Raw genomic sequence first — 25,369 nt, 5'->3', positions numbered from 1 at the left:
CCATTTCTTTTCGTGTGGCGCCCCGATAGGACTTTCGTCAGGGAGCCATGCTGATGAAATTCGACTCGCAGGCCGCGCTTTCGCAGCCGATAGCCGACGAAGTGCGCAAGACCACGTGCTACATGTGTGCGTGCCGATGCGGCATTGATGTGCACATCAAGGATGGCAAAATCCGCTACATTGAGGGTAACCGCGACCATCCTGTGAATAAGGGGGTGCTGTGTGCCAAGGGTTCGGCTGGCATCATGCAGCATTATGCACCGGCACGGCTGCGCGCGCCGCTCAAGCGGGTGGGACCGCGTGGCTCTGGAGAATTTCAAGAAATCTCGTGGGACGAGGCGCTGGAAATGGCCACTGGCTGGCTGGGCAAGGTGCGCGAAGACGATCCCAAGAAGCTTGCTTTCTTCACAGGGCGCGACCAGTCGCAATCGCTCACAGGTTTTTGGGCGCAGCAATTCGGTACGCCCAATTATGCTGCCCATGGCGGCTTTTGCTCGGTCAATATGGCTGCCGCCGGCATTATGACCATTGGTGGTGCGTTCTGGGAGTTCGGTGCGCCCGACTGGGAGCGGACAAAGCTCTTCATCATGTTTGGCGTGGCGGAGGACCATGATTCCAATCCGCTGAAGATCGGTATATCGAAGGTCAAGAAAAACGGTGCGCGGTTTGTTTCGGTCAATCCGGTGCGCACTGGCTATTCGGCTATTGCCGACAACTGGATCGGCATCCGCCCCGGCACCGATGGTTTGTTGATCCTCGCCGTTGTGCACGAACTGCTTAAAGCGCGCAAAATTGATGTCGATTACCTGATGCGCTATTCGAATGCGCCCTGGCTGGTCATTGATGCGCCGGGCAGTGCAGACCATGGGCTTTTCGCGCGCGACGCTGACGGCACGCCGCTTGTGTTCGAAACTGTCACCGAGCGCCCGGTGCCAAGCGGAATGAAAGGTGCGCGGCCAGCGCTTTCTGGCCGCTATGAGTTGGAAGATGGCCGGTATGCGACGCCTTCCTTTGCGCTTCTGGCGGAAAAGTATCTGGACCCCAAATACGCGCCGGAAGCGGTTGCTGGTGAGACGGGTATTTCTGCCGACACCATCCGCGGGCTGGCAAGCGAGATTGCACGCGTTGCCTTTGATGAGGCTATCACCATCGACCAGCCTTGGACCGACATGCATGGCGAGCACCATGAGAGCTATGTTGGCCGGCCCGTGTCTTTCCACGCCATGCGTGGGCTGTCGGCGCATTCGAACGGGTTCCAGACGACACGCGCGCTGCACATGCTGCAGGTTCTGATTGGGGCGGTTGATTGTCCGGGCGGTTTCCGCTTTGAGCCGCCCTATCCCAAGCCCGTCGAGGCGCATCCAACACCGCATGGCCGGGCCGAGCACTTTGGCTCCAACACGCCGCTGTCTGGCCCGCATCTGGGTTTCCCGCGCGGGCCTGAAGATATGCTGATCGACGCGAACGGAAAGCCCTCGCGCATCGACAAGGCATTCTCCTGGGATGCGCCATTCGCCGTGCATGGCGCCATGCACATGGTCATTGCGAACGCCCATGCGGGTGATCCGTACCCGGTTGATGTCCTGTTCCTCTATATGGCCAACATGGCTTGGAACTCGTCGATGAACACGGCTGGCGTCATCAAGATGCTGGAGGACAAGGACCCGGAAACCGGAGACTACCGAATTCCAAAAATCATCTATTCAGATGCCTATGCGTCGGAAATGGTGGCCTATGCCGACCTTGTGCTGCCAGACACGACCTATCTGGAGCGGCATGACTGCATCTCTATGCTTGACCGACCAATTTCCGAGCCGGATGCTGTGCAGGATGCGATCCGCTGGCCGGTGGTGGAGCCGGACCGCGATGTGCGCGGGTTTCAGAGCGTGCTGCTTGATCTTGCGGGGCGGCTGCGCCTCAACGGGTTCGTCGATCATCGCGGACAGGCGCTTTACAAGGATTATGCCGATTACATCGTGCGCCATGAGCGGCGTCCGGGCATTGGGCCACTGGCCGGCTTTCGCGGTGCTGACGGTACGCGCGTGGGCCGGGGTGCTGCCAATCCCGACCAATTGAAGCGCTATATCGAGAACGGTTCTTTCTTCTCGGCGCATATCCCTCTTGAGGCGCAGTTTTTCAAACACGCCAACCGCGATTATCAAGACTTCGCGGTCAAGATGGGCTTTTTCGACAAGCCGCAGCCGGTCACGTTTCAGCTCTATCAAGAGGCATTGCAAAAGTTCCGGCTTTCGGCTGAAGGCGTGCGCGAGCCGGTTGCGCCTGAAACGCATCGCGAGCGGATCGCACAAACCTTTTCGCCACTGCCGGAATGGTATCGCCCGTTCGAAGAAGCAGCGATTGACCGCAATGAGTTTCCATTGCACGCGATTACGCAGCGACCCATGGCGATGTATCATTCATGGGGTTCGATGAATGCCTGGCTGCGTCAGATCCACACCTACAATCCGCTTTACGTTCCGGGTCCGGTCTGTGATCAACATGGGCTAAAGGATGGCGATTGGATCTGGGTCATTTCGCATCATGGCCGTATCAAGGTCGAGGTGGCGCGGAGTGATGCGGTCAACCGCGATACAATCTGGACATGGAACGCCATTGGCAAACGCAAGGGTGCGTGGGCGCTCGATACGGATGCGCCCGAAGCCAAAAAAGGCTTTCTCATGAATCACTTGATCCATGAACTTCTTCCACCAAAGAAGGACGGCATGCGCTGGTCGAATTCTGATCCGATTACCGGGCAGGCGGCTTGGTATGATTTGCGGGTGCGCATTGAGAAGGCTGAGTCTGAGCCGCGTATCAGCCAGCCGCAATTTCCAGCTGTGGCAGAACCGGGAGAGACCGCGCCGCATCCCGACGAATTGCGCTATGGGCAGGAGTGGACGAAATGACATTGCTACCCTCGCTGCCTACGCCGAAGAAACTTGGCCTCGTCATTGATCTGGATGTCTGTGTCGGCTGCCATGCCTGTGTCGTTTCGTGCAAGGAATGGAACACAGGCGGATATGGATCAGCCCTGTCAGACCAGCAGCCATACGGTGCCGAAGTTTCTGGTGCCTGGCTGAACCGCGTCCATGGTTTTGAAGTTCTGCCTGAAGGCGGTGAACTCGTCGGCGAAGCTGGCGATGCGCGCATTGTCCACTTTCCCAAGTCCTGCTTGCATTGTGAGGATGCGCCCTGTGTCACCGTCTGCCCCACAGGTGCGTCCTACAAGCGTGCCGATGATGGCATCGTGCTGGTTGATGAGGATTTGTGCATTGGATGCGGGCTCTGTGCCTGGGCGTGCCCCTATGGCGCCCGCGAGATGGACCTTGCTGCAGGCGTGATGAAAAAGTGCACTCTGTGCGTGGACCGAATTTACAATGATACGTTAGAGCCCATCGACCGCGAACCGTCCTGTGTGCGCACCTGTCCCGCCAATGCCCGCCACTTTGGTGATCTCGCGGATTCGCAGTCTGCCGTTTCGATCATGGTGGCTGAGCGTGGTGGATATGATCTGATGCCAGAGCAGGGCACGCGTCCGGTCAATAAATATCTGCCGCCGCGCCCGCGCACGAGCCTTGCCGCAACCGGGCATGCCTCGGTGCTTGCAGAAAACACCGAGGGCGCCAAAGGCTTTTTCGCCTGGCTCGATGGCGCGCTGGACCGGATCTGAGTTATTTTGACGGTGAACTGAACCATGCATCCAGCTCTTTCCATCATTGCATTTACAACGCTTTCCGGGCTCGGTTACGGGCTTGCGGCCGTGCTCGGCCTCGGCCTGCTTGACCCGCAGGCGCTGGCGACCAAAGCCGCCCATCTTCTGGCGCTGGCTATGATAGGCGGCGGGCTGTTGTCGTCTACGCTGCATCTGGGCAATCCGCAGCGCGCATGGCGGGCATTCTCGCAATGGCGTTCCAGCTGGCTGTCGCGCGAGGGTGTGATGGCGGTGATTACATTCGTACCATTGTTGCTGGCGGCATGGGCAAGCGTGATCGAGGGCCGCTATCTGGCCCCGGCCGGCCTTTTGGGAGCTGTACTTACCGGTGTCACGGTCTATTGCACTGCGATGATCTACGCATCTCTCAAATCCATTGATGCGTGGCACACGAAGCTGACACCAGTCTGCTATTTGCTCTTTGCTGCGTCCGGTGGGTTCTTGCTTGCGTCTTTTTTCGCCATATTGGGCGAAGGTGCGGTGGGAGTGTTGCTTTCCGGTGCGCTTGTTTTCACCATGGCTGCATGGATCGCAAAAATCTGCTGGCGGCGGCGTATGGAGACGCTCGTGCCAACTTCGACTCCGGAATCGGCAACCGGCCTTGGCCATATCGGCACGGTGCGTCTGTTCGAGCGACCGCATATGACCGATAATTACCTGACCCGCGAGATGGGTTTTCGTGTCGCGCGCAAGCACGCCATGAAACTGCGTCGCATTTCTTTGCTGCTGGGTGGTTTGGTGCCGGGAGCTGTGGTTTTCATCCTGCTGATCATCGCGCTGGCTGGCGCTACAGCACATGTTTGGGGGATGGTTGCCATGGGTCTTGCCGTTCTGTCGCATGTGATCGGCATTCTCACCGAGCGCTGGCTGTTCTTTGCGGAAGCCCGCCACGCGGTGATGAATTATTACGGCGGATAATCAGCTTTTGGGTTTGCGTCGTGCCTTCGGCGGCGAAAGCTTCCAACGCTTGTGAAACCACATCCACTGACCGGGGTCCTGGCGTACCCAATCTTCGACGATGTCGGTTAGCTGTTGTGCGGTCGCTGTCACATCAATCTCGCCGCCAGCGTCGCGCGGGAGGTCCAGCTTATCGTCAAGAATCAGGCGGAAGCGGTTGCCGGGCAGGCGGATGCAGCGGGCTGGGTAGACGTCGCAATCATATTGTCGAGCCAGTTTTGGCACCAGCGGGCTGGTTTCGCATTCGCGGCCAAAGAAGTTTGTGCGAATGCCGTGCATGAACTTTTGATCCACGAGCACGCCGATATTGCCCTTTGCTTCCAGAAGGCGTGCCAGTGCCAATGCTGCGCCTGCACGCGAGGGCAATAGCCCACCCATGGTGGAGCTGCGTGTTGAGAAGACATATTTGGCGATATAGGGATTGTTGGGCGGGCGAAACATCGCGGTGACCGCCAGCCCGAAGGTTGCGCCGGCAACCGGCAATAACTCGAAATTGCCGAGATGCGCCGTGAAGATGATATGCGGCCTGTCGGTTTCTGCGGCCAGCCGCTTGAATGTCTCTATGCCGGACACTTCAATGCGGCCCGGAGTTTCAGCTTCCGGGTCGAGATCGAACAATTGGTCAAGGAACACATATTCAACGGCTAGCCGCGCCATGTTGCCCCACATATCGGAGGCGAGTGCTTCAATCTCGGATTCGGGCTTTTCCGGATAGGCATGGCGCAGATTGTCGAGTGCCACACGGTGACGGCCAACCAATGGCCCTACACGGCGCGCCGCACGGTCGGCAAAGTTCAAAGCCCTGTCTGCTGGAAGGAGACGCAGCAGCATGAGTGCGCCAAGCGCAAATTGTGCCACAAGCCAATAGTTCAGCTGCTTCAGCGCACCAAGCACCCGAATGATTATGGGGCGCAGAAGGCTTGGCCTGTGGTCAGCCATCAATTGACGCGCAGGATGATCTTGCCGAACACGTCGCGGCCTTCCATGCGCTTCAAGGCTGTGTCGATACCGGCGAAATCGACTTCCGTGTCGATGACAGGTGAGACAATGCCGGCGGCCATTTTCTGCATGGCGTCGGCCATGTTTTCCATGCGGCAGCCGAAGGAACCCAGAATTTTGAGTTGTTGCTGGAAAAGGTGCATCAGGTTCATCTGCGTTGAAACGCCTGACGTGGAACCGCAGGTGACGAGCCTTCCACCACGCTTCATGCAGAGCATGGAGCCCGCCCAAGTGTCGGCGCCGACATGTTCAAACACGACATCGACGCCCTTCTTTTTCGTAAGCTTGCGCACCACGCCTTCAAAACGATCCACGCGGTAATTGATCACGTGGTCTGCACCCAATGCCTTGGCCCGCTCGATCTTTTCGTCGGAGCCGACTGTGGTGATGACTGTGCACCCCATGCGCTTGGCCAGCTGGATGGCTGCACTGCCAATGCCCGAGCCACCGGCATGGACGAGTACGGTTTCGCCGGGCTGCAGCTTCGCGTTGTCAAACAGCATGTGTTCGACAGTGCCAAAAGTAACAGGTGCGACCGCTGCCGCAACATCGCTGACACCGGGAGGGGCGGGCACCAGCAGACGGGCTGGCAAGTTGATCTTTTCTTGCGCGAAACCGTCGAGATGGAAGCCGTGGACGCCCGACACATGTTCACACAGATTGTCGCGCTTTTCGCGGCAGGGGCGGCAAAGACCGCAGGTGCGCGCGCCATAGATGGAAACCAGCTGGCCGGGCATCAGGCCGACAACGCCAGTGCCCACTGCATCCACTTCGCCGGATGCCTCAGCGCCGATCACCAGCGGCATCTTGCGCTTTGCAAAGGCCATGCCGCGCCAACCCCACACATCAATGTGGTTCAACGCGACCGCCTTGATACGCAAGGTTACCTCGCCATGTGCGGGTGGGGGAGGTGGCGCGAGATCCACGATCTCGAGCTTGCGATCCTCAACGAGTTGCAGTGCGCGCATTTTTATCCCTGAACAGAGCAATTGTCCGGTGGTTAGACCGGTTCCCGCGCCATGACAAGGCAGGCGTTCTGGCCACCAAAACCGAAGGAATTGGACAATACGGTTCGCACGGAAGCTTCGCGCTTCACATTGGGCACCACATCCAGCTCGATTGCGGGGTCGGGATTGTCGTAGTTGATGGTCGGCGGGATGACGCCATGGCGCATGGTCATCAGCGAGAATGCAGCCTCGATCGCGCCCGCGGCAGACAGCGTGTGGCCGATCATCGATTTGTTCGAGGACACAGGAATGGAACGGATGCGCTCACCAAAGACTGTCGAGAGCGAGAGATGCTCCATTTTGTCGTTTTCCGGCGTCGAGGTGCCGTGCGCGTTCACGTAGTCGATCTGGCGGTCCGACAAGCCGGCATCGGCAAGGGCTGCACGCACGGCAGCAATTGCCGGCGAACCATCCGGCTTAGAGCGGGTGCGGTGGAAATCATCGGCGCGCTCGCCGCAGCCGCGCATGATGCCAAGGATTTCGGCGCCGCGAGCCACTGCGCTTTCGAGCGATTCCAGGATCAGCGCACCAGACCCTTCGGCCAGCACAAAGCCGTCCCGATCTTTGGAGAAGGGCTTTGAAGCCTTTGTCGGGTTGTCGTTGCTGGTCGACAGCGCCGACAGGAGCGAAAAGCGGATCAGCGCCTCGGCGGTGGCCGAGCCATCGGCGCCAACGGCAATGGCGCGCTCGCAATCGCCGCGCTGGATGGCTTCGACGCCGAGTTGGATGGCGGTGGCCCCGGATGCGCAGGCTGTCGACAGTGTCACCGGCATGCCCTGCGTGCCAAAGCGATCGGCCAAGCGGTCGGCGATGGCGCCGAACTGCGTGCTTTCAAAAATGGTGCGCTCGGTCAGGCCGCGCCCGACCGAAAGCAACCGTTGCGCGCCGGCAGGCTCGGCGGCTGAATTGTAAAGTGAGAAGCGATCATGCCAATCCATCTCGACAGGTGGCGAGGCAAGGAAGAGCGGGCCGGAAAAATGGCCGTTGGCAAGGCCTGACTCACCCAGCGCTTCGCGGATCGCCGTCTCGGCCAGTTCATAGGTCAGCGCGGCTGCGCCCTTGTCGCTTGAGGCTAGAAAATCGACCGTGCCGGCAATGCGGGTGTTCATATGGTCGATGGGAAAGCGCGTGAGCGGGTGGATGCCCGAACGACCGGCGGTCAGTGCCGTCCAATTGTCCTGTTTACCTACGCCCAGCGAGGTGACGACACCGATGCCGGTGACGGCAACAACCGGGCGGTTGAGATGGTCTGTGGTTTTTGCCATGACCGGCTGTTCCTTAAATGGACTAGGCGCGCGAAACGCGGGCGGCACCCTCGAAGCGATGATACCCGATTGCGGTGGCCAATACTGCCTCTGGCTCGCCCTCGAATGCTGCTTCACCCGTGCTGAACGGCGGGTAGCCGGATTTGTTGAAGATCGCCAGCGCCGCAAGCGCGATGGCGAACGGGAACTGCGCTTCTTTCAAATGGCCGGTCGCAGTGGACACACCGCGCAAGGCGATGTCGCCGACCGAAGCAAGCGCTGCTGCTTCCGCAGCCGTCGCGCTGTGTGCGCCTGAAGCGCCAGATACTGTGAGAAGCCTGCCGTCCGTCCGGCCTGTCGCGCTGACGAGATCGGCGATCGATTGCGCCAGTTTATCGTCGGCACGGCTGGCCCGCGAAGATGCGACAGCGCCTAGCTGCGCATAGGGCTTGCGGTCGCGCTGTTGCGCGTGCTCACGCGATTCCAGCACCAGAAAGGCAGCGCCGGAACCGGTTACGACCCCACCACCTTCAGTGTCGGCGCGGTCCCAGACCGGTTTCCACGGCGCACGATGCAGATAGCCGCCAAGCTCATAGGCCAGTAGCATGTCGAAATGTTCGGTCTGGAAAGCCCCTCCGACCAGCGCATGGGTCGACTGTCCGGCACGGATGCGTGCGGCAGCCGTTTCAACGGCGGCGATGCCGGCCCCTTCCTCGCCCATGAAAGTGCGCGAGGAACCGGTGACCTTGTGGACGATCGAGATGTTGCCGGCCAGCAGATTTGAAAGCTGTGCGAGGAACAGCGTTGGGCGCAGTTCTGTCGAGAGCTTTTCGTTGAGAAGCACGTCGCGGTCGTTGCGAGTGACCGAGGCATCGAGGATGGCCTGGTCGACCGCCTCGTCACGCTCGCCGCCGCCAGCGGCCACAATCATATCCATGGTCGAGCACAGCGCCTCGTCATCCTTGGCGCCGGCATCGGCAAGCGCTAGGCCTGCCGTATAGGTGCCCAACCGCTGCCAGGTTTCCATCTGCCTTTGATCGCCGCGCTTGGCGATCTGCTGGCTCCAGTCGATCTCGGGCAGCGGATGGATGGTGTAGGGCGCGTAACGTTCTGCCTCTGTCACCGGCATCACGCCGGGCCGCGACAGCGCCTGCCAATGTGCGTCGACTCCTTCGCCCAGCGAGGAGACGAGACCGATACCGGTGATGACGACGTCGCGGGGGCTCATTGTTTTCCGATTGTTGCGGTCAAGCCGAGGCCTTGGCCGCCACCAGCGCGTCAATTTTGGCGCAAAGGTTCTTCATGACAAAGTATTCTTCCGTCGAGACGGTACCGTCATTGACCTCCTGGGTCCACTTTTCCAGTGGTACCTTGATGCCGAATTCCTTGTCGATGGCAAATACGATGTCGAGGAAATCGAGGCTGTCGATGCCCAGATCGTCAATCGTGTGGCTTTCCGGCGTGATCTGGTCGACATCGATCTCGCTGGTGTCGGCAATAATATGGGCAACTTTTTCAAAAGTGGTGGACACGGGCGATTCCCTGTTGGGTCAATTCAAATCATGGAGTTGTCGGCTCTCTAATCGTTTTTGCACGGCAGGAAAAGGCCGAAATAGTTTTGGTTGCGTCCGGGGCATCCGCGGAGATCAGGCACTTCCAAGTGGCGTCAATTGAAAATGATGCGCCCCGCCACGCCAAAGCTGCCATCTTCCCTCGCCTTCACGATCACCGCTTCGCCCTCGCGCGGGGTGATGTCGGTCAGCGCGGAGATGGTCTCCAGCTGTGCTACGAGGATCAGGTTTCCGGTGCCCTGATGGCTGCGGATGAGCTCGCTGATCGCGTCGACCCAGGCCATGCGCGCTTCTGCCTCGCTTTCTGGCGGCGGTGGATCGAGCAGATTGGACGTCTCTACCTTGCGGTCGTCGAAGGCGATCTGAGCTGTTTCGTGAGCGATGCAGTGTTGGCTGGCCAGCACGCGGTCCGTGGGTGCTGCGCGCACGTCAAACAACGCGCCGATCTTCCGGGCCTGCTGCTTTCCCCGGTCGTTTAGATTGCGCTGGGTGGAGCACTTGGTGATGTCAAAGTTGGCCGGCTGGCCCGTGCCCGGTGCCATCGCCGCTCGGAGCAGGACGACATGCCCCCCGTCGCGCAACAGCGCCCAGGCGGCGTCGGTGGCATAGGCGGGTGAGATCGTGAGGAGCGCCATCAGCGCTACGGCCAGTCGATAGATTTGCAATGGTCATCCTCCGTCCCGGATATAGGGACTGGAAAGGCGATTGAAAGACAAGCCGTCCCGCCATTCCCGTGTGTGACGCAACGAAAGGGCAATTGCGCTTCTGTGATGTGTTGCATATCAGAGGTTCAATGTCGCCGCTTACCGAAACTGTCCTGTTTGTGTTTGGTCTGATCGCGCTCGGTTATCTTTCAGGGCTGACGGGTTACCTTTCCACGCAGACCGGCGATTCGCTGTCGGCCTTTGCGGTTGGCGTGGCGCTGCCGTTGCTGCTCTTTCGTACGATGATTCATGCCGATTTCCACGGGGCTGCACCCTGGGCGCTGTGGGCGACATATTTCACTTCTGTCATTGTTGCCTGGACAGCCGGGCATCTCGTCATCACGCGCGCATTCGGACGGGATGGGCAGGCGGGAGTCGTGGGCGGCGTGGCGACGTCTTTCTCCAACCTTTTGCTGCTCGGTGCGCCGTTCATGCTCGGTGTGTTCGGGCAGGAGGGTTTTGGCATACTGTCGCTGATCATTGCCATTCATCTGCCCTCAATGATGATGGCCTCGATTATTCTGTTCGAGGTGTTCGGCCGTCACAAGAACGACCCGACGCCGCCATTGACAATGGCACGTGATTTCTTGCGCAGAATAGGCACAAATCCGCTGATCATCGGCGTTTTCTTCGGGCTTGTGTGGCGTTTCAGCGGGTTGTCGCTGCCGCCGCTGGCCACCCGGCTGGTTGATTCGCTGGCCGGCATTGCTGGGCCTTTGGCGCTGTTTGCTATGGGGCTAGGGCTGCGCAAATTCGGCATTTCAGGCCATGTTGCGCCTGCGGCCGTGCTCTCTGCGCTCAAACTGTTCCTGATGCCTGCCGTCGCGCTGTTGATGGCTTGGCTGCTTGGCCTGCCGCCGCTTTCGGCCAAGGTTGCTGTGGCTGCCGCGGCGCTGCCATCTGGAGTAAATTCATATCTGATCGCCACCCAGTTCGGCACCGGGCAAGCGCTGGCTTCCAACCAGATGACGATTGCTACCGTCTTTGCCGTGGTCACAACAGCTTTCTGGCTTATGGTGGTACAGGCGATCTTCGGATAGCGGGGCCCGATAGCGGTTGCCCACGGGGCATGCGGTGCGTTAAGAGCTTGCCCGCAGCGTGCTCGGTCCTAACTGCCTGACGTGCGCCATCAGAAATTCCATCACCAGGCGCCCGTCGTGAGTGCCGCAGGGAGGCAAAAATGCTCCAGAAATCCAGCCCGTTCATGAAACAGGCCAACCTCATCAACGGCGAATGGGTGCAGGCCGATTCCGGCGCCACCCTTGACGTGATCAATCCAGCCAACGGCCAGAAGATCGGCACGGTGCCGAAATCCGGCGCTGCCGAGACACGCCGCGCTATCGAGGCAGCTGACGCGGCCTTCAAGCTGTGGCGCAAGACCTCGGTGCTGGAACGCCACAAGCTTTTGCGCAAGCTGCACGATGCCATCATGGACAACCAGCAAAGCCTGGCTGAACTCCTCACCATGGAGCAGGGCAAGTCGCTGTTCGAGGCCAAGGGCGAAGTTGGCGCTTCGGCTGCCTATGTGCTGTGGTTTGCCGAAGAAGGCCGCCGCACCTATGGCGATGTCGTACCATCGCCGTGGGCCGACCGTCGGATCATGGTCACCAAGGAGCCGGTGGGCGTCATCGCTGCCATCACGCCATGGAATTTTCCCTCCTCGATGCTGGCGCGCAAGATTGCGCCCGCACTTGCTGCTGGCTGCACCGCCGTGGTCAAGCCTGCCGCACAGACACCCTATTCAGGCCTTGCCTGGGGTGCGCTCTGCGAGGAAGTCGGCTTCCCGAAGGGCGCGGTAAACATCGTCACCGGTGCTGCAAGCGAGATCGGCGACGAAATCTGTTCCAACCCGCTGGTGAGGAAAATCACCTTTACGGGTTCAACGGAAGTCGGAAAAATCCTGATCCAGAAGTCGGCTGCGACGGTCAAGAAAGTATCGATGGAGCTCGGCGGCAATGCCCCCTTCATCGTCTTTGACGATGCTGATATCGACCGCGCCGTGCAGGGCGCCATGCTGGCGAAATATCGCAACTCCGGCCAGACCTGCGTGTGCACCAACCGCTTCTTTGTGCAGGCAAAAGTTTATGACAGCTTTGTCGAGAAGCTGGCTGCCGCAACACTCAAGCTGAAGATCGGCTCAGGTATGGACGAAGGCACGGAACAGGGCCCGCTGATCGACGAAAAGGCCGTCGAAAAAGTTGAGGAGTTGATCGAGGACGCACGCGCCAAGGGTGGCAAGATCATCACCGGCGGCAAGCGCCATGCGCTGGGCGGCTCGTTCTATGAGCCGACGGTGATTTCCGAAGCCACGCCCGACATGCGCTTCATGAAGGAAGAGATCTTTGGGCCTGTTGCTCCGGTCTTCCGCTTCGAGACCGAAGAGGAAGTTGTGCAGCTTGCCAATGACACTGAATTTGGTCTCGCCTGCTACTTCTACACGGGCAATCTTGGTCGCGCCTACCGCGTGATGGAAGGCCTGAAATACGGCATGGTCGGCATCAACGAGGGTCTGATCACGACGCCCGAGGCACCATTTGGCGGCGTCAAGGAATCGGGCCTCGGCAAGGAAGGCGGACATCAGGGCATCGAGGATTATCTCGACACCAAATATGTCTGCATCGGCGGCCTCGGCCTCTAGTTTAGGATAAGCGTCATGGGCGGCGACGCGCATCCTTTTGGTACCATGGCGGATGGTGGGGAGGTGCAAATCTTCCCACTGGAAGCCGGAGGGCTATCCGCGCGCATCATGACCTATGGCGCTGCAGTGCAGGATTTGAGGCTCGCCGGCCACGATGCGCCGCTGGTGCTCGGCTTCGATGCGTTCGAAGCCTATCCGATGCATTCGCCCTTTTTCGGGGCGATTGCCGGGCGCTACGCCAACCGTATTGCCAACGGTCGCTTTGCCCTCTCAGGGGTAGACCATCAGGTCGACACCAACGAAAACGGCCGGCATCATCTGCACGGCGGCTCTTGCGGATTTTCTGCAAAAGCGTGGCAGGCAGCCGCTCATGGCCGCGATTTCGTGTCGCTGACGCACCATTCTCCCGATGGGGATATGGGTTTTGCGGGCGCGCTCGACGTCACCTGTACCTACCGGCTTAAAATCCCGGGAACGCTGTCGGTCGAACTGACGGCGACAACGGACCAGCCGACCTTGTGCAACCTGGCCCATCATTCCTATTTCAATCTCGATGATGGGGGCAGCGGCGATGTGCGCGACCACCGGATTTCGATCGCGGCACACGCCTATCTGCCGATTGATGACGACATGATCCCGACTGGCGTGGTGCTGCCGGTTGATGGCACCACGTTTGATTTTCGTACTGCGCGGCCGATCCGCATGGCCGATGCCTGCGGGGCGCAGGTGCTTTACGACCACAATTTCTGCATCGCCGATGCGCGTGGCCCTCTCCGCCCCATGGCACGGCTGGAGGGTGCGCGTTCCGGTGTGACGATGGACGTGTTGTCGACAGAGCCCGGCCTGCAATTCTATGCCGGCCACGGCACTGCCCGCACGGTTCCCGGCCTGGGCGGACGCTCCTACGGTGCCTATGCAGGCCTCTGCCTCGAACCGCAATTCTGGCCAGATTCACCGAACCGCCCATACTTCCCGCAAGCCATCCTCTGGCCCGGTGCGATTTACCGGCAGACGACGGAATACCGGTTTTCGAAACGCTGACTGTTCTCCCCCTGCGGCAGCTGGGGCGGGGGCTACCCATCAAAAGCCTTGCGGATCACCTCGAACGGAGCTAGCGCGCCGCGGACCTGGACGACGGCGCCGGCGACGCGGTGGGCGCGACGGGCGGCCTCTGGGGGCGCCAGGCCGAGCAAGCGGGCAGCAAGGTAGGCACCGTTGAACGAATCACCGGCCCCGGTGGTGTCGAGCGGTATGGCGACATGGGTTGCCGGAACAGAGTCTACTGTTTCGGAATGCGAGACCAGAGCGGGAAGTTCGCCATTTTTGACTATGATCTCGGCCACGCCTGAATTTTCAAGTCGCGTTGCTGTAGTTGCCGGGTCGGCATCGCCATACAGCATTTCCTCGTCCGGAAAGGTTGGCAATGCGATGTCGGTGACCGCCAGCGCTTCGGTGATCGCGGCTTGTGCCGTGGCGGCGTCGGGCCACAACCTTGGGCGATAATTAGGGTCAAAGGCGATGCGGCAGCCTTTTGCGCGGGCAGCCGCAAGGGCGGCCATAAGTGTGGCGCGCGCGGGCGCATCCAGAATTGCCAAAGTGATTCCGGAAAAGTAGACAAGTGACCGATCTGCAAGACTTTTAGCCAGTTGGTCTGGTGCGCTTGCCAGTTGGCGAGCGGCGGCATCCGAGCGCCAATAAGTGAAGGAGCGCTCATGGCCGGTCAGGGTTATGGCGTAAAGGCCGGGGCGGGCGCCGGGGAGTACCGGGCTGTCGGCGATGCCAATCTTATGCTCACTGAAGAACGCAATCTGTTGTTGTGAGAAGGGGTCGTCGCCGAAGGCCGAGACAAAATCGACTTGGTGGCCGGGCAATAGTGCGCGGATGGCCCAGAGCGTGTTGAAGGTATCGCCGGCAAAGCCCAAGCCCCATTGGCCACCCGGTTGGTTCGACAGTTCCAGCATGCATTCGCCGACCGTTGCTATTGCCTGCATTACGCGGGGTCCCTCCCTCATTTTCGTTGAAGCCCTTATACTTTCCCGGGCAAGGTGGCTATGACAATGCGACGCAAACAGGTTCATTTTCACGGGGATCGCAGCATGAAAAACGCCACCAACTGGATCGTAATGCTGGCCGCGCTTGTCATCCTTGTACTGGCGTTTGCCGCGCGTGACATGTTTGCGCCGGCATCGCTGCAGGCGGAACCCGATCTGGCGCGCGAAAAAGCCAGCTTGGCAGGCCTTTATCGTGTCACTATTGCGCCCGAGGCAGAGCCTGTTGCGGTTGGCATGATGCATAGCTGGGTGGTGACCGTCATGGATGAGGGTGGCAAGCCGGTCCCCGATGCATCACTCACGCTCACCGGCGGAATGCCGGCGCATGGCCATGGCCTGCCTACCAGCCCGCAAATGACGGCGGCACTGGGCGAAGGGCGCTACCGCATTGAGGGCGTAAAATTCAACATGGGCGGCGCCTGGATGCTCGATCTGGCTATCGTCGCGCCGCCGGGCGAGGACAGTGTCTCCTTCAACCTGCAGCTCTGATGGTGGCGATGCGCGGTTCTTTTCTCTCTGAGGCAGCGATGCTCTTGGGCCTGGTGCTCGCCGGCTGCGCACCCCAGGAGTTCAGTGAAACGGAGCAAAAAGTCATCTCGTCGTTGAGCCTCGCCAGTCTGCCGCCGCTGCCTGCAGACACGTCCAATCATGTGGCGGACGATCCGGACGCGGCAGCGCTGGGCGCAACCCTGTTTTTCGATCAGCGACTCAGCGGCAACGGTACGGTTTCGTGCTCCACCTGCCACCAGATCGACAACCAGTTTCAGGACAGTGTGGCACTCGGGCGCGGTGTTGGCACCACCAACCGGCGCACCATGCCGCTGGCCGGTGCGGCCTGGTCGCCCTGGCTTTTCTGGGATGGTCGGCGCGACAGTTTGTGGTCCCAAGCGCTGGTGCCGCTGGAAAATCCGGTCGAGCATGGCGGCACCCGCGCCGGCTATGCTCTTTTCATCGCGCGAAACTTTGCCAACCGCTACACATCCGTATTCGGTCCGCTGCCTGATCTGTCGGGCGTACCGGAACACGCCAGCCCGCTTGGCAACCCTGGACAGAGAGACGCATGGCGGGCGATGAGCCCTCGTCAACAGCAGGCTGTCAACAGTGTCTTTGCCAACATCGGCAAGATGATCGCGGCGTTCGAGCGCGAGATCGTGCCGACGGAAACCCGCTTTGACCGCTTTGCCGCAGCCCTCGAGGCCGGCGCAAAACCGTCTGGCGATGCAGCACTCAGCGCTGAAGAAAAGCTTGGTCTCAAGCTGTTCATCGGCAAGGCCCAATGCGCGACCTGCCACAATGGGCCGCGCTTCACCGACGATCACTTTCATAACACCGGCGTGGCAGCGGTAGCCGGCCTGCCGGAGGATCTTGGCCGAGAAACCGGCGTCTCGGAGGTTTTGGCCGACCCGTTTAACTGTACCGGTCCGTTCAGCGATGCCGGCCCGGACGACTGTGGGGAGCTGCGCTTTGCTGTCACATCCGGTGCCGAACTCAGGCGCGCCTACAAAACCCCATCGCTGCGCGGCGCTGCAACGCGCGCGCCCTATATGCATGCCGGACAGATTAAGGCGCTGGAACAGGTAATCGACCACTACGCCGATGCACCTGTCAGCAGCGACGGCGTGTCGGACCTCAACCCGCTGACACTCTCGCTGCGCGAGAGGGAGGCATTGGCGGCATTTTTGAAGGCGCTGAATTAGACTGGGCACAGGAAAGAAAAATGTGAAACGCATCTGGAGGATACTGGCACTGGTTGGGCTGTTGTCTTTTCTCGCCCACACTTCTTGGGCAGCCAACACGCCTTGCAGCGGGAGCAAAGGTGGGGTTGCCCGCTGCCAGGGCAGCACCTTTATCTGCAATGACGGATCAGTGAGCGCGAGCAAGAAACATTGCAGCGGCGGCGGCGAAGCGCGCGGTATTATTGGGCAGGGTGGGTCGGGGATGGCGCCTGCCCGCGCAGGAGATTGCTCCTGCCGTGGAGGGCAATACTGTACCGGGCCGAGAGGCGGCAAATATTGCCTGGCCGACAATGGCCGGAAAAGCTATCTCAAAAAATAAGAAGCAGCTCAGATCCCCGTAGACGCGGCAGTATTACGCCCCGTCGCCTACCTGTCTTTTACCGTTTCCATCGCCACAAAGGTTGAGGTCTGCGCCACATGGGGCAGGGCGGAGATGCGCTCGCCCAAAACGCGGCGGTAGGAGGCGATGTCGCGGGTGCGCACCTTCAACAGATAGTCAAAGCTCGCTGCCATCATGTGGCACTGCTCAATCTCGGGCACGCCCGCTACCGCGCGGTTGAACTCACTCAGCGCCGCCAGGCGGGTATCGGACAGTTTGACCTGGACAAAAGCGACATGGCCTTCGCCCATGCGCTCGCGGTCGATGACGGCGGCGTAGCCGCGGATATAGCCGTCTTTTTCTAGCCGGCGCACGCGCGCCTGTACCGGCGTCTTCGATAGGCCAACCCGGTTTGCCAGCTCAGCCATCGACAAGCGACCATCGCGTTCCAGCGCGGATAAGATGTTCTTGTCTAGGCGGTCCAATTGGACTTCTGTCATCGCTAATATAGTCCAGGATATCTTTGTCTGTCCTCATATTAGGCTATTTGCCTCGCAAAATCTAGTTTTTTAGACCGATTGGTGTAATTGCGCTGTGATACACTCGCGCGCGCCCAGACCATTGCATTCCTTCTCTAGTTGCACAGGAACCGCCATGCCACCCAAGTCCCTTGATCCGATCCGTCGACAGATGCGTGAAAACACGCTGCCTGATGAAGACAAGGCGCTGGCGCGGCTCATTCAGACGGCGGGGCTTTCTGGAACCGAGCGCAAGGCGATTGCGGCGCGCGCCGCAGATCTGGTGCGGGCGGTGCGGGCCTCATCGGAATCTCGGCTGATGGAGGTGTTCCTCTCGGCATACGGTCTTTCCACCAAGGAGGGCGTGGCGCTGATGTGTCTGGCTGAGGCGCTGTTGCGCGTGCCGGATTCCGAGACGATAGACGAGTTGATCCGCGACAAGATCGCGCCGCATGACTGGTCGGCTCATTCCGGTGGCTCGAGCTCGGTCTTCGTCAACGCGTCCACCTGGGCGCTGATGCTGACCGGCAAGGTGCTCGACGATCACGAGAGTGGCATCGAGGGCACGCTGCGCTCGATGGTTCGCCGGCTTGGCGAACCGGTCATTCGCACGGCGGTGGCGGCGGCGATGCGCGAAATGGGCGAACAATTCGTGCTCGGGCGCACCATCGACGAGGCTGTCAAGCGCGGCAAATCCTATATCCAGAAGGGCTATCTGTATTCCTACGACATGCTCGGCGAGGCGGCGCGCACTGAAGCCGACGCGCTGCGCTACCTCAAGGCCTATGCGGATGCCATTGGGGCGTTGAAGAAGTTCTCGACTGGCGATGATATTCGCAAGAACCCGGGCATCTCAGTCAAGCTGTCGGCTATCCACCCCCGCTATGAACTGGCGCAGCGCGAAGCCATGCTGCCGGTGATGAACGAGCGGCTTTATGGCCTGTGTCTGGCCGCGCGCGATGCGCGCATGGGCCTCAACATCGACGCCGAGGAGGCCGACAGGCTGGATCTTTCGCTCGATATCATCGAGGCAGTGCTGTCACGCCCGGAACTGGAGGGATGGGACGGTTTTGGCGTGGTGGTGCAGGCTTATGGGCCTCGCTGCGGCTTTGCCATCGATTGGCTCCATGCGCTGGCCGAAAAACTCGACCGGCGAATCATGGTGCGGCTTGTCAAAGGGGCTTACTGGGACACTGAGATCAAACGGGCGCAGGTGCTCGGGCTGTCGGGTTATCCGGTATTCACCCGCAAGGCCAACACCGACGTTTCTTACATTGCCAACGCACAAAAGCTGCTGGGCATGACCGACCGCATCTATCCGCAGTTTGCAACGCATAATGCTCACACGGTTGCCGCGGTGCTGGCGATGGCAAAGGACCGCGACACGTTTGAGTTCCAGCGCCTGCACGGCATGGGCGAGGCGCTTCACGAGGCCGTGCGCGAGGCCGAAGGGACCCGCTGCCGCATCTATGCGCCGGTCGGCACCCATTCGGATCTTCTCGCCTATCTGGTTCGGCGGCTCCTGGAAAACGGCGCCAATTCCTCCTTCGTTCACCAACTCACCGACGCAAAGGTGGCGCCGGAGGATATCGCGCGCGATCCGTTCGCCATCGTGGAGAGCCAGGGGGTTGCTGCCAACCCCAACATCCCCGCACCCGACGCAATTTTTGGCGCGCGCAAAAACTCGATGGGCTGGGACATCACCGATCCGCTGGTGCTGGCCGAGATTCAGAAGGCGCGAGACGCGTTTTCGAGACCCAATCAATGGACAGCAAAGCCGATGACGCGCGCTGCCGGTTACGGGTCGGTGCGCAAGATCGTCAATCCGGCGCGTCCGGACGATCATGTCGGCACCGTGCACGAGGCTAAGGCGGGACAGGTGCCGGTGGCAGTCAAGGCGGCGCTTGAAGCGCAGATAGCCTGGGCTCAAAAGCCTGCCGCCACGCGGGCAGCGATACTGCTGCGTGCCGCGGATCTTTATGAGGCCCACGCGGTCGAGTTTTTTGCACTTGCAACCCGCGAGGCAGGCAAAACGTTGGCTGACGGCGTTGCCGAGGTGCGTGAGGCTGTCGACTTCCTGCGTTATTACGCAGCCGAGGCAGAAAACACCGACACCACCGCCACGCAGGCGCGGGGCGTCATTGTCTGCATTTCACCGTGGAATTTTCCGCTTGCCATCTTTACCGGCCAGATCGCGGCGGCACTGGTGACCGGCAACAGCGTGATCGCCAAGCCGGCCGAACAGACGCCGCTGATTGCCGCGCGCGCCGTAGCTTTGCTGCGCGAGGCCGGAATTCCCGATGATGTGCTTCAGCTTTTGCCAGGCGATGGCGAAGCGGTCGGCGGTCCTCTGACGGCTGATCCGCGCATTGCCGGCGTTTGCTTTACCGGCTCGACCGAGGTGGCAAAGCTGATCGAAAAGCAGCTCGCCACGACCGCCGCGCCGGACGCCATGTTGATTGCCGAGACCGGTGGGCTTAATGCCATGGTGGTTGATTCCACCGCACTGCCTGAACAGGCGGTGCGCGACATCCTTGCCTCTGCCTTCCAAAGCGCCGGCCAGCGCTGCTCGGCGCTGCGCATCCTCTATGTCCAGAAGGACGTTGAGGAAAAGATGCTGGAAATGCTGACTGGTGCGCTTGAAACACTTACCGTTGGCGATCCGTGGTCGATCGCTACCGATGTCGGCCCCGTCATCGACGCTGATGCGCAGACGGCGATCGATAATTACACCTCGATTCGGTCGTTTCAGGGCAAGCTCATAGCCAAACGCGATGTGCCGGCCGATGGCATCTTTGCCGCGCCCCACATTCTTCGCGTGGTAGGTATCGAGGACATGGACCGCGAGGTGTTTGGTCCCGTTCTGCACGTCGCCACGTTCGAGGCTGATGAGATCGATGATGTCATCGCACGGATCAACAGGAAAGGCTTCGGCCTCACCTTTGGCCTGCATACGCGCATCGAAGCCCGGGTGCAGACGATTGTCGACGGCATCCATACGGGCAATGTCTATGTCAACCGCAACCAGATCGGCGCCGTAGTCGGCGCCCAGCCGTTTGGCGGCGAGGGGCTTTCGGGCACCGGACCAAAGGCTGGCGGGCCACATTATCTACGTCGTTTCCGGCGTACAACGCCTGTTGCAACGCCGGTTGCTGCGGCCAATGCGGTCGCTTCGAGCGTGCTGACTGATCATTTGCCGGAATCCGATCTGGGTGGCTGGCCGAAGCGTGGCGACCGGATCGCGATCTTGAGAAAGCATCTGCGCGGCAAGGGTGCGGCCGCGATCGCCGCCGCTGCAGCTGTTGATTTCGGCCCGTTTGATCTGCCCGGGCCAACGGGCGAAGCGAACACGCTGTGGCTTGTCCCTCGCGGACGCGCGCTGTGTCTCGGTCCTGACAGCAACGCATTGCTGGCTCAGTCAATCCAGGCGCTGGCTGCCGGCAACGCCGTTCTGGCTGTTGCGCCCGGTGCGCCAGCGATCCTCGCTTCGCTCACCGGAAAAGGCCTGCCGATCGCGGCTCTGGACGGGATCGTGGATGATGCTGATCTGAAGGCGCTGGATATTAATGTTGTGGCAAGCGCTGCGGATGAAGCAGTGCAGCGCCGTGTTCGCGCCGCGCTTGCCGGTCGTTCGGGTGCGATTGTCACGTTTGTCGCGGAGGTTCTCTATCCGGCCGCTTACGTGCATGAGCGTGCTGTCTGCGTGGATACGACAGCTGCCGGCGGCAATGCGAGCTTGCTGGCAGCAGTTTGAATGCGGCTCAGGCAGCCGGTCGGCGGTCTGGCAGGAGGTCGATGCCGAGCAGGGCGCGGACATCGGGCCGGGCCTTGACCAGATCGTCTATGGAGTGGCGTTCCAGTACTGCGAAGAAGGCGTTGAGCGCCTCGCGCAGTGCGCTGTTCAATGAGCAGCTGTCGACCAACGGGCATTCGGTGGCATCGTTTTCGAAACATTCGGCCATGGCGAAATTTTCCTCTGTCACCCGAACGATATCAAAGAGAGTGACTTGATCGGCCGGGCGCCCCAGGCGAACACCGCCATTGCGGCCACGTACAGTTTCCACCAGCCCGTGCTCAACCAGAGGCTGAAGGATCTTGAACAGAAACAGTTCGGACACGCTGTAGGAGGCGGCGATTTCAGGAATCCGGCTCAGCTGCCCCGGGTTTGCGGCGCAATACATCATGATGCGGATCGCATAATTCGTCTGGCGTGTCAGTCGCATGTCGAAGTCCCTGGGAAGGCGAGGCTGTAGTTTAGAACTGTTCCAGCGAGCATGGCTAAGTTGAATGCAAAAGTAAACTTTATTGCTGAGACGCAGTGCCTTGTTGGCGGAAATCCCCGACAAAAATCATCGGCCAGCGCTTGCCGGTGATGTAGAATTTTTTCGATTGCGGGTCGCGTGCAATACCGTTCAGCACGTTTTCGGGGCTGTCGGCGATCTGGGCCAGCTCTTCCGCGCTTAACTGGCTGCGCAGGTGTGCCATGTCCGAAACGGCTTCTACGCAGCCGCTTTGGGGGTCGACGCGGATAATCCAGTCGGAGGTAAAGATGTTGCCGTACAGCTTGCCATCGACGTATTCGAGCTCATTCATCCAGACCGGTGAAACGCCCGCGGCGGTTCGTAATTCGATCTCGCGGGTGATTTCAAAGGTTTTGGGGTCGGCAAAGCGCAACTGGCCTTCTCCATCGGTAAACAACAAATGCTCGCCATCGCTCGCAAGGCCCCAGCCAGTGTATGGGTTCGGCATCTGGCGCAACAAATTGCCTTCAAGGTCATACACGAAGACGATATTTTCCTGCCATGTGAGCTGGAACACTTCACCGTTCAGGATCGTCAGGCCTTCACCGAACACCGTGTCGCCGAGATTAGCGAGGGCTGTTACCGTGCCATCCAGGTCGATCATGTTGATGCGCGTGTCGCCCAAGGCTCGACCGGTGCTTTCGTAGAGTTTTCCGTCGTGAAACTCGAGCCCTTGAGTCAGGCCGCGTTCTGAACGGTCGATTTTCTTGTCGACCACGAAATCCAGTTGTTCTGGCACCGGGCATTCCCGCGCTGCCGCAGGAGGGGCGGACAGCGGAAGGGAGAGGACGATGACGAAGGCCGAATGGCATAAGCGCATCAGCGTTTCATGGCACGACTGTGTGGCGGTCGCAACGCATTCGTATCGACAAAAAGAAGTGCGGGTTGGCACTTTACGCATACGTAAACTCTTGTTTTTTGTATTGCAGTGCACAATATTCAGCATGCGGGCCTTTCATGACTCGCGGGGAGGGGTATTTGAAGGAGCGCGCCATGCGCACGGCCCAGCCTTTTACGGGTACTACCCGACAGCTACGCCCGTCTGACCTTCCGCGGTTTCGCGAGCATCTTCTGCGTCTTGACGCTGCGAGCCGTCGCGATCGTTTCAATGGTGTGATCAACGATGCATGTGTCGCGGCCTATGCCGCGCGCTGCTTCGCCGATGGCACCACGGTGATTGGTTATGTCGAAAACGGTCGGGTGCTGGGTGCTGCCGAGCTCCATGAGCGTCCCGACGACAAAATGCCGACCGGCGAGATTGCCTTCAGCGTGGAGCGGGAGCTGCAGCATCGAGGCATCGGCAGTCGCTTGTTCGAACGCCTCATCGTCAACGCGCTCGGGCTGGGGTACATTCGTCTCTTCGTCACCACGCACCGAGACAACAGCGCGATGAAGTCGCTGGCTCGGAAATTTGGCGCCGACATGGTGTTCGAGCAGGGCGAGACTATGGGCATCATCGACCTTGCACCTTTCATCGTGTCCTTCTCGCTGGAATTTGCCACTGCCAAGGCTGCTTCGCTTTCTGACGTGGCGTGATTTCAGCCATTTTTGTTCGTTAGGTGCCGGAGGCGGGGTTTGCCTGCAGGAATGGATTGAACATGGCAGATGTTTCACCCCATGCGCTCGCGCACACGGTAAGCGACGCTGAGAAGCGCAAGGCGCTTGGCCGGATCAAAATGGTCGCCGGGCTGACGCTGGTGCTGTGCCTCGTCGTTCTCGCTATCGGCAAGTCACTTGAGCCACACAATGCGTTTGCCGGCTTTGTCGCCGCCTTTGCAGAGGCAGCAGCTATTGGGGGCATTGCCGACTGGTATGCGGTCGTAGCGCTGTTTCGGCGACCGCTCGGCCTGCCGATCCCGCATACCGCCATCATTCCAGCCAATCAGGCACGCATCGCCGAAAATCTCGGCAGTTTCATCGAAACTAATTTTCTGGCGAGAGAGACGGTTGCCGGAAAGCTGCGCGAGGTCGATTTCGCGCGGCTCGTCGCAGACTGGCTTTCGGAGCGTCGCCGAGCCGATGTGCTGGCCGGTTTTGTGGTGAGGCTGGTGCCGCAGATGCTGGCAGCTGTGGCGCAGCCTGGCTTGCGCGGCCTGGTCGAAAAACAGATCAGCGAACAACTTTCTCGCGTCGAGATTGCGCCGCTCGCTGCCGATCTCTTGTCCACGGTCACAGCCAACCGCGGCCATCAGAAGCTGCTCGACGAGATGACCAAGATCATTGGGCGCATCCTCCAGGATGAGGAGACGCTCAACACTATTCGTCTGAAAATTCGGGACGAGCTGCCGTCGCTGTTCAACCTGTTTCGCGCCGACGCCTATCTGTTGAAGCGTATCGTTGCCTCGGCGGGAACGCTGATGGACGACATTCGCGCCGACAACGACCATCCCATGCGCGCCGAATTCGACCGCTTTGTCGACAATTTCATCACCAAGCTCAGGACCTCACGCGACTATCAGCGGCGTGCCGAAAGGCTGAAGCGCGACCTGCTTGCCGGTCCGCACATGCGGGTTCTGGGCGAGAGCATCTGGGCTGGCCTTGCCGATTTTCTCGAGCGTGATGCGCGGGCTGAAAACTCTGTCTTGCGTGCACATCTGACCGGCATGTTCCAGAGTGCCGGCGCGCAGCTCGCGCAAGACGCCGCACTGAGACGCGAAATGAACGCCGGCTTTGCCATCGCGCTCGCCACTTTCGTCGAAAGCCAGAAGAGCGGCGTCTCATCCTTCATCGCCGACCAGGTCAAGGGCTGGGACCTCGGCCAGCTGACCGACCTCATCGAGCTCAATGTTGGCCGCGACCTCCAATATATCCGCTTCAATGGCATGATCATCGGCGGGCTTGCAGGGCTCGTGTTGCACAGTGTGGAGATGGCGTTTTTCAGGTAGCGCGGTTGGCGGAGGCGCTATTCAATCCATTGGCGTCCTCACTCCGCATCCGGCTGGTTCGCCGGGGCTGAGGTTTGAAACGCCTCCACTTCCAAGCAGGCCGCGTTGATGCGGGCTATTGTCGGGTAGGGGGTCATGTCGACGCCAAAACGCTGGTTGTTGGCGACCTGGGCGACGACACAGATATCAGCCAGGCCCGGCTGTTCGCCATGGCAGAAGGTTCCGGTCTCTGAACTGGATGCCAGAATCTTCTCAAGCGGTTCGAAGGTTTCATTCACCCAATGGCGGAACCAGTTGGTGATGTCGTCGTCGCCGGCGCCGTAAAGTGTGCGCAGCGCTGTCAGGACACGCAGATTGTTCACCGGGTGGATGTCGCAGGCGATCATCTGCGCCAGCATTCTCACCCGCGCGCGGCCCAGCGCATCGGTTGGCAGCAGCGGTGGTTGCGGCGCCACGTCGTCCAGAAATTCGATGATCGCCAACGATTGCGCGATCATCGTGCCATCGGTCCACACCAGCGCCGGCACCAGCCCCTGTGGATTGACCGCCAGATAATTTTGCTCGCGGTGGCTGCCATGGCGCAGATGGTGGGCGACATAGGTGTAATCCAGTCGCTTCATCGCCAGCGCAATCCGCACCCGATAGGAGGTCGATGAGCGGAAATAATTGTGCAGAACGATTTTGTCCTGATGCGCGGTCATGAGCAATCTCCGCTGTCGACTGCAAC

General features: G+C 60.2%; 22 protein-coding genes. 11 read left to right on the top strand and 11 right to left on the bottom strand.

What is annotated here, in order from left to right; all coding sequences use genetic code 11:
- Nucleotides 1-53 precede the first annotated feature (53 nt).
- Genes GA830_RS15815 through GA830_RS15805 form a run of 3 tightly spaced genes read left to right on the top strand, consistent with a single transcriptional unit; the run spans nucleotide 54 to nucleotide 4,630 of the window.
- Nucleotides 54-2,906 carry a molybdopterin oxidoreductase family protein gene (locus GA830_RS15815; protein WP_195162744.1) on the top strand — a complete coding sequence of 951 codons (2,853 nt, stop codon included), beginning with the start codon at nucleotides 54-56 and terminating at the stop codon, nucleotides 2,904-2,906.
- Nucleotides 2,903-3,670 carry a 4Fe-4S dicluster domain-containing protein gene (locus GA830_RS15810; protein WP_195162743.1) on the top strand — a complete coding sequence of 256 codons (768 nt, stop codon included), beginning with the start codon at nucleotides 2,903-2,905 and terminating at the stop codon, nucleotides 3,668-3,670. The genes GA830_RS15815 and GA830_RS15810 overlap by 4 nt, the downstream gene beginning before the upstream one ends.
- Before the next feature lie 24 nt (nucleotides 3,671-3,694).
- A complete protein-coding gene (locus tag GA830_RS15805) occupies nucleotides 3,695-4,630 on the top strand; it encodes a dimethyl sulfoxide reductase anchor subunit family protein (protein ID WP_195162742.1) in 936 nt (311 codons plus the stop codon).
- Here GA830_RS15805 and GA830_RS15800 read toward each other — a convergent pair whose 3' ends face one another.
- From GA830_RS15800 to GA830_RS15775, 6 genes are all read right to left on the bottom strand, one after another.
- Nucleotides 4,631-5,608, bottom strand: a complete 978-nt coding sequence (locus GA830_RS15800; protein WP_195162741.1) for a lipid A biosynthesis lauroyl acyltransferase — start codon at nucleotides 5,606-5,608, stop codon at nucleotides 4,631-4,633. It abuts the gene before it with no gap.
- Nucleotides 5,608-6,636 carry a zinc-binding dehydrogenase gene (locus GA830_RS15795; RefSeq protein WP_195162740.1) on the bottom strand — a complete coding sequence of 343 codons (1,029 nt, stop codon included), beginning with the start codon at nucleotides 6,634-6,636 and terminating at the stop codon, nucleotides 5,608-5,610. The genes GA830_RS15800 and GA830_RS15795 overlap by 1 nt, the downstream gene beginning before the upstream one ends.
- 32 nt (nucleotides 6,637-6,668) lie before the next feature.
- Entirely contained in the window at nucleotides 6,669-7,940 is a 1,272-nt protein-coding gene (locus tag GA830_RS15790; protein ID WP_195162739.1) for a beta-ketoacyl-ACP synthase, read from the bottom strand.
- A 22-nt stretch (nucleotides 7,941-7,962) separates the two neighbouring features.
- Nucleotides 7,963-9,147 (bottom strand): beta-ketoacyl-ACP synthase, encoded by a 1,185-nt coding sequence (locus GA830_RS15785; protein WP_195162738.1) that lies wholly within the window; start codon nucleotides 9,145-9,147, stop codon nucleotides 7,963-7,965.
- A gap of 19 nt (nucleotides 9,148-9,166) precedes the next feature.
- Complete coding sequence (locus GA830_RS15780) at nucleotides 9,167-9,451, bottom strand: acyl carrier protein (RefSeq protein WP_195162737.1); 285 nt, start codon at nucleotides 9,449-9,451, stop codon at nucleotides 9,167-9,169.
- Between the two features lie 134 nt (nucleotides 9,452-9,585).
- Complete coding sequence (locus tag GA830_RS15775; protein ID WP_308460452.1) at nucleotides 9,586-10,155, bottom strand: histidine phosphatase family protein; 570 nt, start codon at nucleotides 10,153-10,155, stop codon at nucleotides 9,586-9,588.
- A 128-nt stretch (nucleotides 10,156-10,283) separates the two neighbouring features.
- Between GA830_RS15775 and GA830_RS15770 the strand changes: the two genes are divergently transcribed.
- From GA830_RS15770 to GA830_RS15760, 3 genes are all read left to right on the top strand, one after another.
- Nucleotides 10,284-11,234 carry an AEC family transporter gene (locus GA830_RS15770; protein ID WP_195162736.1) on the top strand — a complete coding sequence of 317 codons (951 nt, stop codon included), beginning with the start codon at nucleotides 10,284-10,286 and terminating at the stop codon, nucleotides 11,232-11,234.
- Between the two features lie 140 nt (nucleotides 11,235-11,374).
- Entirely contained in the window at nucleotides 11,375-12,832 is a 1,458-nt protein-coding gene (locus GA830_RS15765) for an NAD-dependent succinate-semialdehyde dehydrogenase (RefSeq protein WP_195162735.1), read from the top strand.
- 15 nt (nucleotides 12,833-12,847) lie between these two features.
- Nucleotides 12,848-13,873 (top strand): aldose epimerase family protein, encoded by a 1,026-nt coding sequence (locus GA830_RS15760; RefSeq protein WP_195162734.1) that lies wholly within the window; start codon nucleotides 12,848-12,850, stop codon nucleotides 13,871-13,873.
- Between the two features lie 32 nt (nucleotides 13,874-13,905).
- Here the strand turns inward: GA830_RS15760 and GA830_RS15755 are convergent, their stop codons facing one another.
- Complete coding sequence (locus GA830_RS15755) at nucleotides 13,906-14,823, bottom strand: sugar kinase (RefSeq protein ID WP_195162733.1); 918 nt, start codon at nucleotides 14,821-14,823, stop codon at nucleotides 13,906-13,908.
- Between the two features lie 105 nt (nucleotides 14,824-14,928).
- On the opposite strand from GA830_RS15755, the gene GA830_RS15750 reads away from it, so the two are divergent.
- A complete protein-coding gene (locus GA830_RS15750) occupies nucleotides 14,929-15,372 on the top strand; it encodes a FixH family protein (protein ID WP_258045475.1) in 444 nt (147 codons plus the stop codon).
- Nucleotides 15,373-15,410: 38 nt separating this feature from the next.
- Entirely contained in the window at nucleotides 15,411-16,580 is a 1,170-nt protein-coding gene (locus GA830_RS15745) for a cytochrome-c peroxidase (protein ID WP_258045474.1), read from the top strand.
- A 405-nt stretch (nucleotides 16,581-16,985) separates the two neighbouring features.
- Here GA830_RS15745 and GA830_RS15740 read toward each other — a convergent pair whose 3' ends face one another.
- The gene (locus tag GA830_RS15740; RefSeq protein WP_195162731.1) at nucleotides 16,986-17,438 is read right to left on the bottom strand and encodes an Lrp/AsnC family transcriptional regulator; all 453 of its coding nucleotides are present in this window, start codon (nucleotides 17,436-17,438) and stop codon (nucleotides 16,986-16,988) included.
- A gap of 154 nt (nucleotides 17,439-17,592) precedes the next feature.
- Between GA830_RS15740 and putA the strand changes: the two genes are divergently transcribed.
- Nucleotides 17,593-21,210 (top strand): bifunctional proline dehydrogenase/L-glutamate gamma-semialdehyde dehydrogenase PutA, encoded by a 3,618-nt coding sequence (putA, locus tag GA830_RS15735; RefSeq protein ID WP_195162730.1) that lies wholly within the window; start codon nucleotides 17,593-17,595, stop codon nucleotides 21,208-21,210.
- Between the two features lie 7 nt (nucleotides 21,211-21,217).
- Here putA and rirA read toward each other — a convergent pair whose 3' ends face one another.
- Nucleotides 21,218-21,679 carry an iron-responsive transcriptional regulator RirA gene (rirA, locus tag GA830_RS15730; RefSeq protein WP_195162729.1) on the bottom strand — a complete coding sequence of 154 codons (462 nt, stop codon included), beginning with the start codon at nucleotides 21,677-21,679 and terminating at the stop codon, nucleotides 21,218-21,220.
- A 79-nt stretch (nucleotides 21,680-21,758) separates the two neighbouring features.
- Entirely contained in the window at nucleotides 21,759-22,703 is a 945-nt protein-coding gene (locus tag GA830_RS15725; RefSeq protein ID WP_195162728.1) for a glutaminyl-peptide cyclotransferase, read from the bottom strand.
- 47 nt (nucleotides 22,704-22,750) lie between these two features.
- On the opposite strand from GA830_RS15725, the gene GA830_RS15720 reads away from it, so the two are divergent.
- Nucleotides 22,751-23,293, top strand: coding sequence for a GNAT family N-acetyltransferase (locus tag GA830_RS15720; protein ID WP_195162727.1), 543 nt, complete (start codon nucleotides 22,751-22,753; stop codon nucleotides 23,291-23,293).
- Between the two features lie 62 nt (nucleotides 23,294-23,355).
- Nucleotides 23,356-24,642, top strand: a complete 1,287-nt coding sequence (locus tag GA830_RS15715; RefSeq protein ID WP_195162726.1) for a DUF445 domain-containing protein — start codon at nucleotides 23,356-23,358, stop codon at nucleotides 24,640-24,642.
- 38 nt (nucleotides 24,643-24,680) lie between these two features.
- On the opposite strand, the gene maiA is transcribed toward GA830_RS15715, so the two are convergent.
- Nucleotides 24,681-25,343: a maleylacetoacetate isomerase gene (gene maiA / locus GA830_RS15710; protein WP_195162725.1), complete on the bottom strand. Its 663-nt coding sequence runs from the start codon at nucleotides 25,341-25,343 to the stop codon at nucleotides 24,681-24,683.
- Nucleotides 25,344-25,369 lie beyond the last annotated feature (26 nt).

The organism is Mesorhizobium sp. NBSH29 (genome assembly GCF_015500055.1).
Lineage (GTDB): Bacteria > Pseudomonadota > Alphaproteobacteria > Rhizobiales > Rhizobiaceae > Neomesorhizobium.
The sequence above is the reverse complement of the archived record's forward strand: the minus strand, read 5'-3'. Positions and strand labels throughout refer to the sequence as shown.

What these genes read in the sequence shown, in the direction of transcription:
- GA830_RS15815 (WP_195162744.1), top strand. Translation starts at nt 54, where the DNA reads ATGAAATTCGACTCGCAGGCCGCGCTTTCGCAGCCGATAGCCGACGAA.
- GA830_RS15810 (WP_195162743.1), top strand. Translation starts at nt 2,903, where the DNA reads ATGACATTGCTACCCTCGCTGCCTACGCCGAAGAAACTTGGCCTCGTC.
- GA830_RS15805 (WP_195162742.1), top strand. Translation starts at nt 3,695, where the DNA reads ATGCATCCAGCTCTTTCCATCATTGCATTTACAACGCTTTCCGGGCTC.
- GA830_RS15800 (WP_195162741.1), bottom strand. Translation starts at nt 5,608, where the DNA reads ATGGCTGACCACAGGCCAAGCCTTCTGCGCCCCATAATCATTCGGGTG.
- GA830_RS15795 (WP_195162740.1), bottom strand. Translation starts at nt 6,636, where the DNA reads ATGCGCGCACTGCAACTCGTTGAGGATCGCAAGCTCGAGATCGTGGAT.
- GA830_RS15790 (WP_195162739.1), bottom strand. Translation starts at nt 7,940, where the DNA reads ATGGCAAAAACCACAGACCATCTCAACCGCCCGGTTGTTGCCGTCACC.
- GA830_RS15785 (WP_195162738.1), bottom strand. Translation starts at nt 9,147, where the DNA reads ATGAGCCCCCGCGACGTCGTCATCACCGGTATCGGTCTCGTCTCCTCG.
- GA830_RS15770 (WP_195162736.1), top strand. Translation starts at nt 10,284, where the DNA reads ATGTCGCCGCTTACCGAAACTGTCCTGTTTGTGTTTGGTCTGATCGCG.
- GA830_RS15765 (WP_195162735.1), top strand. Translation starts at nt 11,375, where the DNA reads ATGCTCCAGAAATCCAGCCCGTTCATGAAACAGGCCAACCTCATCAAC.
- GA830_RS15760 (WP_195162734.1), top strand. Translation starts at nt 12,848, where the DNA reads ATGGGCGGCGACGCGCATCCTTTTGGTACCATGGCGGATGGTGGGGAG.
- GA830_RS15755 (WP_195162733.1), bottom strand. Translation starts at nt 14,823, where the DNA reads ATGCAGGCAATAGCAACGGTCGGCGAATGCATGCTGGAACTGTCGAAC.
- GA830_RS15750 (WP_258045475.1), top strand. Translation starts at nt 14,929, where the DNA reads ATGAAAAACGCCACCAACTGGATCGTAATGCTGGCCGCGCTTGTCATC.
- GA830_RS15745 (WP_258045474.1), top strand. Translation starts at nt 15,411, where the DNA reads ATGCTCTTGGGCCTGGTGCTCGCCGGCTGCGCACCCCAGGAGTTCAGT.
- GA830_RS15740 (WP_195162731.1), bottom strand. Translation starts at nt 17,438, where the DNA reads ATGACAGAAGTCCAATTGGACCGCCTAGACAAGAACATCTTATCCGCG.
- putA (WP_195162730.1), top strand. Translation starts at nt 17,593, where the DNA reads ATGCCACCCAAGTCCCTTGATCCGATCCGTCGACAGATGCGTGAAAAC.
- rirA (WP_195162729.1), bottom strand. Translation starts at nt 21,679, where the DNA reads ATGCGACTGACACGCCAGACGAATTATGCGATCCGCATCATGATGTAT.
- GA830_RS15725 (WP_195162728.1), bottom strand. Translation starts at nt 22,703, where the DNA reads ATGCTGAATATTGTGCACTGCAATACAAAAAACAAGAGTTTACGTATG.
- GA830_RS15720 (WP_195162727.1), top strand. Translation starts at nt 22,751, where the DNA reads ATGCGCACGGCCCAGCCTTTTACGGGTACTACCCGACAGCTACGCCCG.
- GA830_RS15715 (WP_195162726.1), top strand. Translation starts at nt 23,356, where the DNA reads ATGGCAGATGTTTCACCCCATGCGCTCGCGCACACGGTAAGCGACGCT.
- maiA (WP_195162725.1), bottom strand. Translation starts at nt 25,343, where the DNA reads ATGACCGCGCATCAGGACAAAATCGTTCTGCACAATTATTTCCGCTCA.